At 72.0% G+C, this 12,796-nt stretch carries 9 protein-coding genes; all 9 read left to right on the top strand.

Annotated elements, in window-relative coordinates; genetic code table 11:
- Positions 1-103: 103 nt before the first annotated feature.
- The 9 genes from ACIRF8_RS27150 (at position 104) to ACIRF8_RS27110 (ending at position 12,771) form a co-directional block, all read left to right on the top strand.
- Positions 104-2,593, top strand: coding sequence for a putative bifunctional diguanylate cyclase/phosphodiesterase (locus tag ACIRF8_RS27150; protein WP_404218648.1), 2,490 nt, complete (start codon positions 104-106; stop codon positions 2,591-2,593).
- Positions 2,594-2,680: 87 nt separating this feature from the next.
- Positions 2,681-2,977 (top strand): Asp-tRNA(Asn)/Glu-tRNA(Gln) amidotransferase subunit GatC, encoded by a 297-nt coding sequence (gene gatC / locus ACIRF8_RS27145; protein ID WP_018531282.1) that lies wholly within the window; start codon positions 2,681-2,683, stop codon positions 2,975-2,977.
- Positions 2,978-2,982: 5 nt separating this feature from the next.
- The gene (gene gatA / locus ACIRF8_RS27140) at positions 2,983-4,476 is read left to right on the top strand and encodes an Asp-tRNA(Asn)/Glu-tRNA(Gln) amidotransferase subunit GatA (RefSeq protein ID WP_404218646.1); all 1,494 of its coding nucleotides are present in this window, start codon (positions 2,983-2,985) and stop codon (positions 4,474-4,476) included.
- Positions 4,473-4,712 carry a hypothetical protein gene (locus ACIRF8_RS27135; RefSeq protein ID WP_404218644.1) on the top strand — a complete coding sequence of 80 codons (240 nt, stop codon included), beginning with the start codon at positions 4,473-4,475 and terminating at the stop codon, positions 4,710-4,712. The genes gatA and ACIRF8_RS27135 overlap by 4 nt, the downstream gene beginning before the upstream one ends.
- An 18-nt stretch (positions 4,713-4,730) precedes the next feature.
- Positions 4,731-6,251 carry an Asp-tRNA(Asn)/Glu-tRNA(Gln) amidotransferase subunit GatB gene (gene gatB, locus ACIRF8_RS27130; RefSeq protein ID WP_404218642.1) on the top strand — a complete coding sequence of 507 codons (1,521 nt, stop codon included), beginning with the start codon at positions 4,731-4,733 and terminating at the stop codon, positions 6,249-6,251.
- 112 nt (positions 6,252-6,363) lie between these two features.
- Positions 6,364-7,596: an SLC13 family permease gene (locus ACIRF8_RS27125; protein WP_404218804.1), complete on the top strand. Its 1,233-nt coding sequence runs from the start codon at positions 6,364-6,366 to the stop codon at positions 7,594-7,596.
- 207 nt (positions 7,597-7,803) lie between these two features.
- Positions 7,804-9,828, top strand: coding sequence for a phosphocholine-specific phospholipase C (locus tag ACIRF8_RS27120; RefSeq protein ID WP_404218802.1), 2,025 nt, complete (start codon positions 7,804-7,806; stop codon positions 9,826-9,828).
- A 134-nt stretch (positions 9,829-9,962) separates the two neighbouring features.
- Entirely contained in the window at positions 9,963-12,224 is a 2,262-nt protein-coding gene (locus ACIRF8_RS27115; RefSeq protein WP_404218640.1) for an MMPL family transporter, read from the top strand.
- Entirely contained in the window at positions 12,202-12,771 is a 570-nt protein-coding gene (locus ACIRF8_RS27110; protein ID WP_404218638.1) for a GNAT family N-acetyltransferase, read from the top strand. The genes ACIRF8_RS27115 and ACIRF8_RS27110 overlap by 23 nt, the downstream gene beginning before the upstream one ends.
- The last annotated feature ends 25 nt before the right edge of the window (positions 12,772-12,796 follow it).

Raw genomic sequence — 12,796 nt, 5'->3', positions numbered from 1 at the left:
GCCTGCCGTGTCCTGCTGCGGATGGGGCAATTTCCCTGGCTCTCGGAAAGGCCGGGGGAGCGGGCAGTGGACGTGGGCACCGCCGGCTGTGAGAGGGACGGGAATGGAACCGACCGAGAGCGCTGGCCCGAACTCACGGCTGCGTCCGCGCCGACGCGCGCGGCGCGGGACGGCGCACGGTGGCGGGGGCGACGGCAACGACAGCGGTCGCGGGGAGAACGAGCGCGGTGATGTGGTGAACTGGCGCACTTGGTGGCGTGAGGCGGGGCGCGGCTTCCGCCGCCCCGGCGGAGACCGGGCCCGTACGGGCTTCGGCAGGCCCCGCGGAAATGCGGGCTCCGAGGCCCCGGCGGCCGGGCCGGGCACCGGCGCGCCCGGCGCCGGGAAGCACCCGGCGGGCCCCTGGTCCACCAACGGATCGGCGCCGCTCACCGTGGTGCCCACCGGCATGCCCTCCGCGGGAGCCCCCGCGGGCGGCACCGTGGGCGTGGCCACCCCCGCCAGGAACCAGCTCACCGGCCAGCCCGACACCACCTCCAGGGCCGCGGCCCTGTCACTGTTGCCCGGCGCGATCGTCGCGCTCGCCGCGGTCGTCCTCGGCGCGGGGTTCTACCGCGCCTTCTCCGGCCACCACGCGCTCTTCCCGTCCGGCACGGCCGGCTGGTCCCTCGCCGTCCTGACCGGCATCATCGTCGGCCACCTCGTCGCGCTCGGCCGCGACCGCTGGTGGGGCGGCACCGGATCCGGCGCGGCCCTCACCCTCGCCGTGCTGCTCCTGTACGGCTGGGTGCCCGCCGGGATGGTCAGCCTCACCGTCGTCGTCCTCGTCGGCGCCGCCCGCCGCCACCGCTGGCGCCAGGGCGTGCTGCACGGCGCCATCGACATCCTCGGGATCGGCGTGGGCGCCCTCGTGCTCGCCGCGTTCGGCCGCGTACCGTCCGTCGAGGCCCCGTGGAAGCCGGAGACCTGGACGATCTCCGCCGTGCCCGAGATCGTCCTCGTGGCGGCCGCCTATCTGCTGGTCACCCGCGCCCTGCTCTGGTACGTCCACGCGCCGCGCCCCTCCGGCCTGCCGACCGTGGCGCGGACGGCGCTGATGCGGCAGGGCCTCGTCGGGATCGCGCTGCTCGGCATCGCGCCCCTGGTCTGCGTCGTCGCGATCGCCCTGCCGGTGCTGCTGCCGCTGTTCGCGATCCCGCTGGTCGCGCTCGACTCGACGCTGTGGATCGCGCGGGCCCGCGCCGAGGAGCAGTTGCGCGACCCCCTCACCGGTCTGCCGAACCGGCAGTGGCTCCTGGAGCGCACCTGGATGGCGCTCGACGACGCGGAGCGGATCGGGGCGCGCACCGCGCTCCTGCTGATCGACCTCGACCGTTTCCGGTCGGTCAACGACACACTGGGACACCTCGCCGGTGACCGGCTCCTGCTCCAGATCGCGGATCGGCTCAGAGCCGCCCTGCCGCGCGGGGCGGAGGCCGCACGGATCGGCGGCGACGAGTTCGCCGTGCTGCTGCCGGTCGCCGACTCCACGACGTCCGCCTCGCGCGTCGCCCGCAACCTCGTCGCCGCGCTCGGCTCACCGCTGGACCTGGACGGGCTGACCCTCGTCCTGGAGGCCAGCGCCGGGCTCGCCGTCTTCCCCGACCACGCGCTCGACGCGGAAGGGCTGCTGCGCCGCGCCGACGTCGCCATGTACCAGGCCAAGCGGGACCGTACGGGCGTGGAGGTGTACGAGTCGAAGCGGGACTCCAACACCCCGGACCGCCTCGGTCTGCTGGGCGATCTGCGGCTCGCGCTCGACGCCGGGGACGTGGAGCTGCACTACCAGCCGAAGGTGCGGTTCGACGGACAGGTCGCGGGTCTCGAAGCGCTCGTACGGTGGGCGCATCCGGAGCGCGGGAAGGTTCCGCCGGACGAGTTCATCGCCATCGCGGAGTCGTCCGGGCTCATGCCGCACCTGACCGAGTACGTCCTGGACACGGCGCTCGCCCAGGTCGCCCGGTGGCGCGCGCAGGGGTTGTACGTACCGGTCGCGGTCAATGTGTCGCCGCGCGACGTCCACACCCCCGGCTTCGCGGGCGCGGTCGCGGCGCGGCTCGCGCGCCACGGCGTCCCGGCCGGCTCCCTGCAACTGGAGATAACGGAGCACGTGCTCCTGGAGGACCCGCAGCGGGCCGCCGACACCCTCGCCGGACTCACCGGCCACGGCGTGAAGATGTCCCTGGACGACTTCGGCACCGGCTACTCCTCCCTCGTCCACCTGCGGCGCCTGCCGGTGAGCGAGCTGAAGATCGACCGCTCCTTCGTGGCCCGGCTCGCCATCGACAACGAGGACGCGGAGATCGTCCGCTGCACCGTCGACCTGGCCCATTCGCTCGGGCTGCTGGTCGTCGCCGAGGGCGTCGAGGACGACGAGACGTGGGAGCGGTTGCGCGACCTCGGCTGCGACGCGGTGCAGGGCTGGCTCGTCGCCGCCGCGATGCCGCCCGACGAGACGACGGCGTGGCTGCGCGCCCGCGGCTCCCGCGGCTGGCAGCGGGAGCCGGCCGCGCTGCCGGCGGCCACCGGGGACGAGCCCCGGCCGCTGAACTGAGGGCCCGGCCGGGCCCGGGTCCTGGCACGGCCTCGGGCCCCATAGGATTGAGGCCAAACCACACACTCCCACCCAGAGGATCGCTGCATGCCTGGCATCACGCGCGAGGAGGTCGCCCACCTCGCCCGGCTGGCGCGTCTGGAGCTGAAGCCCGAAGAGCTCGACCACTTCGCCGGCCAGCTCGACGACATCATCGGCGCGGTCGCCCGCGTCAGCGAGGTCGCCGACCAAGACGTACCCCCGACCTCCCACCCGCTGCCGCTGACCAACGTCATGCGCGCGGACGAGGTCCGTCCGTCGCTCACCCCCGAGCAGGCGCTCTCCGGCGCCCCGGCCCAGGAGCAGCAGCGTTTCAAGGTGCCGCAGATCCTGGGGGAGGACTAATCACCATGACGGACATCATCAAGCTCACCGCCGCCCAGACCGCCGAGAAGATCGCTTCCGGCGAGCTGACGGCCGTCGAGGTCACCGAGGCCCATCTGGCCCGGATCGAGGCCGTCGACGAGAAGGTGCACGCCTTCCTGCACGTCGACCGGGAGGGCGCTCTCGCGCAGGCCCGCGCCGTCGACGAGAAGCGCGCCAAGGGCGAGAAGCTCGGCCCGCTGGCCGGCGTCCCGCTCGCGCTGAAGGACATCTTCACCACCGAGGGCGTACCGACCACGGTCGGCTCCAAGATCCTCGAAGGCTGGATCCCGCCGTACGACGCCACGGTCACCAAGAAGCTGAAGGCCGCCGACGTCGTCATCCTCGGCAAGACCAACATGGACGAGTTCGCCATGGGGTCCTCCACCGAGAACAGCGCCTACGGTCCGACCGGCAACCCCTGGGACCTCACCCGCATCCCCGGCGGCTCCGGCGGCGGTTCGTCCGCGGCGCTCGCCGCCTTCGAGGCCCCGCTCGCCATCGGCACGGACACCGGCGGCTCGATCCGCCAGCCCGCCGCCGTCACCGGCACCGTCGGCGTCAAGCCCACGTACGGCGGCGTCTCGCGCTACGGCATGGTCGCGTTCTCCAGCTCGCTCGACCAGGGTGGGCCCTGCGCCCGTACGGTCCTGGACGCCGCGCTGCTGCACGAGGTCATCGCCGGGCACGACCCGCTCGACTCGACGTCCATCGACGCGCCGGTCCCGCCGGTCGTCGAGGCGGCCCGCAACGGCAGCGTGGCGGGCATGCGCGTCGGCGTCGTCAAGCAGTTCCGCGGCGAGGGCTACCAGGCCGGTGTCGTGCAGCGCTTCGACGAGTCGGTCGAGCTGCTGAGGTCGCTCGGCGCCGAGATCGTCGAGCTGGACTGCCCGACCTTCGACCTGGCCCTGTCGGCGTACTACCTGATCGCGCCGTCCGAGTGCTCCTCGAACCTCGCCCGGTTCGACGCCATGCGCTACGGCCTGCGCGTCGGCGACGACGGCACGAAGTCCGCCGAGGACGTCACCGCCCTGACCCGTGAGGCCGGTTTCGGTGACGAGGTCAAGCGCCGCATCATCCTGGGCACGTACGCGCTGAGCTCGGGCTACTACGACGCGTACTACGGCAGCGCCCAGAAGGTCCGCACCCTCATCACCCGCGAGTTCGAGACGGCGTTCGAGTCCGTGGACGTCATCGTCTCGCCGACGACGCCGACCACCGCCTTCCCGATCGGCGAGCGCGCCGACGACCCGATGGCGATGTACCTCGCGGACCTGTGCACCATCCCGACCAACCTGGCCGGCAACGCCGCCATGTCGCTGCCCTGCGGCCTGGCCCCCGAGGACGGCCTGCCGGTCGGCCTGCAGATCATCGCTCCCGCCATGAAGGACGACCGCCTGTACAAGGTGGGTGCCGCCGTCGAGGCCGCCTTCGTGGAAAAGTGGGGGCACCCGCTGCTCGAGGAGGCTCCGTCGCTGTGAGTGCATTCGGTAAGGCCAAGGGATTCAAGAAGTCCAAGTCCGGCACGTACCTGTCGATCGGGACGACCGCCTTCGGCGCCATCAGCGTCGTGAAGCAGGCCAGGAAGGCCCGCACGGAGAACGACACGCTCCGTCTCGTCGACGCCGTCGTCTCCGCCGCCGCCATCGCGACCGGTATCGCCCTGCTGCTGCGCGAGCTCAAGCGCATCGGCGACGACGACGTCCTGCTGGGCTGAGAGGGAAGTACCAACACCGTGACTGCCACGACCACCCCCGAGCTGCTCCCGTACGAGGACGCGCTCGCGTCGTACGACCCGGTCATGGGCCTTGAGGTCCATGTCGAGCTCGGCACCAAGACGAAGATGTTCTGCGGCTGCTCCACCGAGCTGAAGCAGGACGCCAACAGCCAGACCTGCCCGACCTGTCTCGGGCTGCCCGGCGCGCTGCCGGTGGTCAACGAGATCGGCGTCGAGTCCGCCATCAAGATCGGCCTCGCGCTGAACTGCGAGATCGCCGAATGGTGCCGGTTCGCCCGGAAGAACTACTTCTATCCGGACATGCCGAAGAACTTCCAGACCTCCCAGTACGACGAGCCCATCGCCTTCAACGGCTACCTCGACGTACAGCTGGAGGACGGCGAGGTCTTCCGCGTGGAGATCGAGCGCGCCCACATGGAGGAGGACACCGGCAAGTCGACGCACGTCGGCGGTGCCACCGGCCGTATCCACGGCGCCTCGCACTCGCTGCTCGACTACAACCGCGCCGGCATCCCCCTCATCGAGATCGTCACCAAGCCGATCGAGGGCGCCGGCCAGCGGGCCCCCGAGGTCGCCAAGGCGTACGTCGCCGAGCTGCGCGAGGTCATCAAGGCGCTCGGCGTCTCCGAGGCCCGCATGGACAAGGGCCAGATGCGCTGCGACGTCAACCTCTCCCTGCGGCCCCACGGCCGCGAGGAGTTCGGTACGCGCTCCGAGACGAAGAACGTGAACTCGCTGCGTTCCGTCGAGCGTGCCGCGCGCTACGAGATCCAGCGCCACGCCGCCGTCCTGTCCTCGGGCGGCACCATCGTGCAGGAGACCCGTCACTTCCACGAGGAGGACGGCTCCACCACGTCGGGCCGCATCAAGGACAACGCCGAGGACTACCGGTACTTCCCGGAGCCCGACCTGGTGCCCGTCGCCCCGTCCCGCGAATGGGTCGAGGCGCTGCGCGCCGAGCTTCCCGAGCTGCCGCTCGCCCAGCGCAACCGGCTGATCGAGGAGTGGGGCATCACCGCCCACGACATGCAGTCGATCCGCAACGCCGGGGCCATCGGCCCGATCGTCGCCACGATCAACGCCGGTGCGGACGCCACCTCCGCGCGCAAGTGGTGGATGGGCGAGCTGGCGCGCAACGCCAACGAGCAGGGCGTCGAGCTGGGCGAACTGCCCATCACGCCCGAGCATGTCGCGCGCGTCTCCGAGTTGGTCTCGAAGGGCGACCTGAACGACAAGCTGGCCCGCCAGGTCATCGACGGCGTCCTCAAGGGCGAGGGCACCCCGGACGAGGTCGTCGAGAAGCGCGGCCTGAAGGTCGTCTCCGACGAGGGCGCGCTGAACACGGCCGTGGACGAGGCGATCGCCGGGAACCCGGGCGTCGCCGACAAGATCCGCGGCGGCAAGGTCGCCGCCGCCGGTGCCCTCGTGGGCGCCGTCATGAAGGCGACCCGGGGCCAGGCCGACGCCGCCCGCGTCAAGGAGCTGATCCTGGAGAAGCTGGGCGTCTCCGACGGCTGAGCGGTTCCGCGCCGCCAGGTGATCCTGAGGGTGCGGGCAGCCTGCCCGCACCCTCACGGGGCCCCGCCCCGGACCCCGCTGCCTCTCGTTCGAAAAACGGGGCCTGCACGTGCTGATCTCCCTCGCTCTGCTTGCCGTCACCTTGGCTTTCGCCGTCCTACGGCCTCGCAACCTGCCCGAGGCCGTCGTCGCCGTACCCGCAGCCGCCCTCGCCGTCGGGACGGGGACCGTCACCGCCGCCCACGCCTGGGACGAGACGAAAGAACTGCTCCCCGTCGTCGGGTTCCTCGCCGCGATCCTGCTCCTGGCCCAACTCTGCGCCGACGACGGCCTGTTCAAAGCCGCAGGTGAAGCGGTCGGCCGGGCCTGCCACGGCAGCCCGAAGCGGATGCTCGGCGGTGTCTTCGCGGTCGCCGCCGCGGTCACCGCCGTGCTCAGCCTGGACGCCACCGTCGTCCTGCTCACCCCGGTCGTCTTCGCCACGGCGACCCGGATCGGCGCCCGCCCCCGCCCCCACCTCTACGCCGGCGCCCACCTCGCCAACTCGGCGTCCTTGCTGCTGCCCGTCTCCAACCTGACGAACCTGCTGGCGTTCACGGCGAGCGGCCTGACGTTCAGCCGGTTCGCGGGGCTGATGGCGCTGCCCTGGCTGGTCGCGATCGGCGTCGAGTACGCCGTGTTCCGCCGGTACTTCGCCGACGACCTCGCGGCCCCCGCACACGAGCCCGACCCCGGGGAGACGACGCGAGTCCCGGTGTTCACGCTCGTGGTGCTGGCGCTGACCCTCGCCGGGTTCGTCGTCACCTCCTTCGCGGGGATCGAGCCGCTGTGGGCGGCGTTCGCGGGCGCCGCCGTGCTCGGCGCCCGGTCGCTCGGACGGCGCCGCAGCACCCCCCTGGAACTGGCGAACGCCCTCAACGTGCCCTTCTGCCTCTTCGTCCTCGCCCTCGGCGTCGTGGTCAAGGCCGTCGTCGACAACGGGCTCGGCGACGGCATCGCGCACGTCCTGCCCGACGGCTCGTCACTGCCCACGCTGCTCGCGATCGCCGGTGTGGCCGCGGTGCTCGCGAACCTCATCAACAACCTGCCCGCGATCCTGGCCCTGCTGCCGGCCGTCGCCCCGGCGGGAGCGGGCCCGGTGCTCGCCGCGCTCATCGGCGTCAACCTCGGTCCGAACCTCACCTACGTGGGCTCCCTGGCGACCCTGCTGTGGCGCCGCATCGTCCACGCCCACGGCACGGAACCCGAGCTGGGCGACTTCACCCGCCTCGGACTGCTGACCGTGCCCGCGACGCTGCTCGCCTCGACGGTGGCCCTCTGGGCGGGGCTGGCGCTGCTCGGCTGACCGCCGGGAGCGGTTGGACCTTTGTACCGGATGCTTGGACGTTTACGTTTCGGCTGGTTCTCGTACTTCCCAGGGTCATCTGGCGTGGCTACCGTCCCCGCCGAACCAGTCAATGGGTCAGTCGCAGACCATTACGCGCTGCCCCTTATGCGCGGAGGTCCCGTGTCCTCGTCCTCAGAGTCCCCCGAGTTGTCCCGCAGACGCCTCATGGCCCTCGGCGGCGGCGCGCTGGGCGCCGCCGCGGCCGGCTCCTTCCTGCCGCCGTCCGTGCAGCAGGCCCTCGCCGCCCAGGCCGCGCACGGCACACCTCCGCGGGGTGGGCTCGACGCGATCGAGCACGTCGTGATCCTCATGCAGGAGAACCGGTCCTTCGACCACTACTTCGGGACCCTGCGCGGCGTGCGCGGCTTCGGCGACCGCAACGCGATCCGGCTGCCCGGCGGCACGAGCGTCTTCGAGCAACCGGGCGGGCCGCACACCGTCCTGCCGTTCCCCGTGCGGGAAGCGGCGGCGACGCAGAAGAAGGACCTCCAGTACATAGGCGCCCTCGACCACTCCTGGTCGGGCGGCGCCAAGGCGTGGCACGACGGCTGGCACGACGGGTGGGTCACCGCGAAGACCGCGGCCACGATGGCGTACTACACGCGCGAGGACATCCCGCTGCACTACGAACTCGCCGACACCTTCACCGTCTGCGACGCCTACCACTCCTCCATCCACTCCTCGACCAGCCCGAACCGCAACCACCTGTGGAGCGGCAGGACCGGCTACGAGGCCGGCGGCGAGCGGGCCGTCGGCAACGACGCCTACGACGAGGCCACCCACCCCGGCTACGACTGGGGCACGTACGCCGAGCGCCTGGAGAGGGCGGGCGTGAGCTGGCAGACGTACACGGAGTGGGAGAACTTCACCGACAACCAGATCGAGTTCTTCACCACCTTCAAGGCCATCGCCAGGAAGGTCCTGGCCAAGACCGGTCTCACGTACATGGAGGCCTTCTACGCGAAGGTGCGCGACGCCGCCGACGAGGCGGAGCGCGCGAAGCTGCTCGCCGTGCTCGACGAGGGGGTCGCGACGCTCGGCCGCCGCGAGCGGTCGCTGTTCGAGCGGGGCCTGCGGCGCGTGCCGACGGGGAAGCTGGCGGAGACGTTCGCGCGCGACGTCGCGCGCGGCACGCTGCCCCGCGTCTCCTACCTCGTGCCGTCCGCCGTCGACTCCGAGCACCCGTCCGTCTCCTCGCCGGCCCACAGCGCGACCATCGTCTACAAGGTGCTCGACGCGCTCGCCTCGCACCCCGAGGTGTGGCGCAGGACCGCCGTCTTCATCAACTACGACGAGAACGACGGATTCTTCGACCACGTGCCGCCGCCCGTGCCGGGACCGGACGTCACGCAGGAGCGGTGGCAGGGGCTGCCCACCGGGCTCGGCGTGCGGGTGCCGATGCTCGTCGTCTCGCCGTGGACGGTGGGCGGGTACGTGTGCTCGGAGGTCTTCGACCACACCTCGGTGATCCGCTTCCTGGAACAGTGGACAGGCGTCCGCGAACCCAACATCGGCACCTGGCGCCGCCAGGTCACCGGCGACCTGACCGGCGCCTTCGACTTCCGACGCGGCCACCGGCAGCCCGCGGTCGAACAGCCCGGTCCCATCCCCGAGTTCACCGGCCGCTGGGCCCCGCGACCGCCGGTGAAGCAGTCGATGCCCGAGCAGGAGCCCGGCACCCGGCCCGCCCGCGCCCTGCCCTACCAGCCCGACGCCCACGCGCGCGTGCACGAGGGAAAGCTGACGCTGAGCCTGGCCAACACCGGCCGCTCCAGCACGCACTTCGCGCTCTACCCGTACGCGGGGGAGTTCCCGGCGCCGCTCCACCTCGATGTCGTCCGGGACGCGACCGTGCCGGTGCGCGAGGGCACGTACGACTTCGTGGTGACCGGGCCGAACGGGTTCCGGCGCGAGTTCCGCGGGAGCACCGACTTCGGGGCCGACGTCACGACGAGCGTGGACGCACGCGCGCGTGCCCTGCGCATCCGGCTGCGCGGCACGGGGAAGACGCCGCGGACCTTCACCGTGGACGGGCGGACGGTCGTCGTGCGGCCCGGCAGGACCGTCACCGTGGTCCACGAGACGGAGAGGACGCACGGCTGGTACGACATCGAGATCACCTCCGGCGACGCCTTCCGCCGCCGTCTCATGGGCCACATCGAGAACGGGCGGCCCAGCGTGTCCGGCTGACGGCCACCTGTGTGAGTAACCCCACGAATGCGACAAAGGATCATTTCTGCCTGCAAGAGTGACTGACCCTTGCTCATGCGTTCTTTGCGGGCCGCTCCCGATAAAGATCCACAGAAACCCCAGGGAGCACATCCGTGGCCGCACTCGCACGGTGGTGTGTCAGGCACCGGCTCGTCGTCGTTCTGCTGTGGCTGCTCGCGCTCGGCGGCACGAGCGCGGCGGCCACGGCCGCCGGATCCGCCTACTCCAACGACTACGAGGCACCCGGCACCGAGTCGGGGCGGGCCACCCAGCTCCTGGACGCGGGCTTCTCCGGCCTCGGCGGCGACAGCGACACCGTCGTCTGGCACATCGACGGCTCCACCGTGCGGGCCGCCGACGTCGAGACGGCGATGAGCAACACGCTGGACCGCATCGGGGAACTGCCCGGCGTCTCCTCCGTCGGCTCCCCCTACGGAGCCCGGGGCGCCGCGCAGATCAGCGCCGACGGACACACCGCCTACGCCACGATCACCTTCCGGGAGCAGGCCGACGACATCCCGCGCAGCCAGGCGCAGGCCGTCGTCGACACCGCGCGCGACGCCGAGACCCATGGCCCCGACGGCCTCCAGGTGGAGCTCGGTGGCAGCGCCGTCGCCCTCACCGAGCCGACCTCCGCCCACCTCTCCGAGGTCATCGGCGTCGTCGTCGCGGCCGTCGTGCTCTTCCTGGCCTTCGGCTCGCTCGCCGCCGCCGCGCTGCCCATCGCCACCGCGCTGATCGGCGTCGGCACCGCCTACGCGGGCATCGGACTGCTCGGTCACGCCATGACCGTCGCGGACTTCGCGCCGATGCTCGGCATGCTCGTCGGGCTCGGCGTCGGCATCGACTACGCCCTGTTCATCGTGACCCGCCACCGGCGCGGACTGAAGCGCGGCCTGCCCGTCGCGGTCGCCGCCGAACAGGCCGTGGCCACCACCGGCCGGGCCGTCGTCTTCGCGGGCGCCACCGTCTGCATCGCCCTGCTCGGCATGCTCGTCCTGCGGCTCAGCTTCCTCAACGGCGTCGCCGTCGCCGCGTCCGTGACGGTGCTGCTCACCGTCGCCGCCTCCGTGACCCTGCTGCCCGGCCTGCTCTCCTTCATCGGGATGCGGGCCCTGTCCCGGCGCGAGCGGCGCCGCCTCGCCGAACGCGGACCCGAACCCGAGCTGCCGACCGGCCTCGCCGCCCGCTGGGCCGCCTTCGTCGAGCGCCACCCGAAACTGCTCGGCGGCATCGCCCTCGCCGTCATCACGGTCCTCGCGCTGCCCACCCTCTCCCTCCACCTCGGCACCTCCGACCAGGGCAACAACCCCAGAACCAGCACCACCCGGCAGGCCTACGACCTGCTCGCGAGCAGCTTCGGGCCCGGCGTGAACGGGCCGCTCACCCTGGTCAGCGGTGTGGACGGCGCCCAGGACAAGCGCGCGCTCGGACACCTGGCGGGCGAGCTGCGCCACACGGAGGGCGTCGCCGCCGTCTCCCCGGTGACGTACAACCACGACGACAGCACCGCCTACCTCACCGTCGTCCCGGACTCGGCGCCCCAGTCCGACCGGACCAGCGACCTCGTCGACCGACTGCGCGCCGACGTCGTCCCCGGCGCCGAGGAAGGCAGCTCGCTCGATGTCCAGGTCGGCGGCGTCACCGCGAGCTACGACGACTTCGCCGAGGTCGTCATCGGCAAGCTACCGCTGTTCGTGGGCGTCGTGGTCGGTCTCGGCTGCGTCCTGCTGCTGCTCGCGTTCCGCTCCCTCGGCATCCCGCTGAAGGCCGCCGCGATGAACGTCGCGGCCGTCGCCGCCGCCTTCGGGGTCGTCGTCGCGATCTTCCAGTGGGGCTGGGGGAGCGACCTTCTGGGCCTCGGCCGGTCCGGCCCGATCGAACCGTTCCTGCCGGTCATCATGGTCTCGGTGCTGTTCGGCCTGTCCATGGACTACCAGGTCTTCCTCGTCAGCCGGATGTACGAGGAGTGGCTGGAGACCGGCGACAACCGGCGGGCCGTGCGCGTCGGCCTGGCCGAGACCAGCCGCGTGATCAACTCAGCGGCCGTCATCATGATCTCGGTCTTCCTGGCCTTCGTGCTCAGCGGCGACCGGGTGATCGCCATGTTCGGCATCGCGCTGGCCGCCGCCGTCGCCGTCGACGCGTTCATCCTGCGTACGCTCCTCGTCCCCGCCCTGATGCACCTGCTCGGCGGTGCCAACTGGTGGCTGCCCGGCTGGCTGGAGCGCCGCCTGCCGCGCCTCAGCATCGAGCCGCCGGAGTGCCGTGCGGCGGCCGTCGGTGCGAAGATCCCCGGGCAGCGCGACGCGACAGGCGACGCGCGGGACGACGTACCGACGAAGGAGCCCGATGTACGCGATACCGCTGGGTGACGGCAGCGCCGAGCTGCGCCCCCTGGAGCCCTGGCACGCGGAGGAGTTTCTCCACCACCTCGACCGCGGCCGGGACTTCATCAACCAGTTCATCCCGTTCGGCTCCCAGGTCACCGACCTGGCCTCCGCGCGGGAGACCCTTCAGCGGTACGCCGACATGCGCGCCGCCGACAAGGCCGCCCACCACGGCATCTGGCTGGACGGGACGCTCGTCGGCGGCGTCCTCACGCTCAACTTCGACGCGGGCGCCGGCACCTGCGAGGTCGGCTGCTGGCTGGAGCCGGCCGCGGCGGGCCGCGGCCTCGTCACCCGCGCGATGCGGCCCCTGATCGACTGGGCCGTGGAGGAGCGCGGCATCCACCGCGTCGAATGGGTCGCCGCCTCCGGCAACACACCGAGCCTGAACGTCGCCAAGCGGCTCGGATTCACCAGGGACGGCGTCCTGCGCGAGGCGGACCTGTGGCGGGAGGTCCGCCACGACATCGAGGTCTGGTCGCTCCTGGCCCCGGAGTGGCGCGGCGCACGCGACGCGCACAGGGAACGTTAAGACACCTCTCAGACTCCGTCCGTAC

It is taken from the genome of Streptomyces sp. NPDC102406 (assembly GCF_044765725.1).
Classification (GTDB): domain Bacteria; phylum Actinomycetota; class Actinomycetes; order Streptomycetales; family Streptomycetaceae; genus Streptomyces.
The sequence above is the reverse complement of the archived record's forward strand: the minus strand, read 5'-3'. Positions and strand labels throughout refer to the sequence as shown.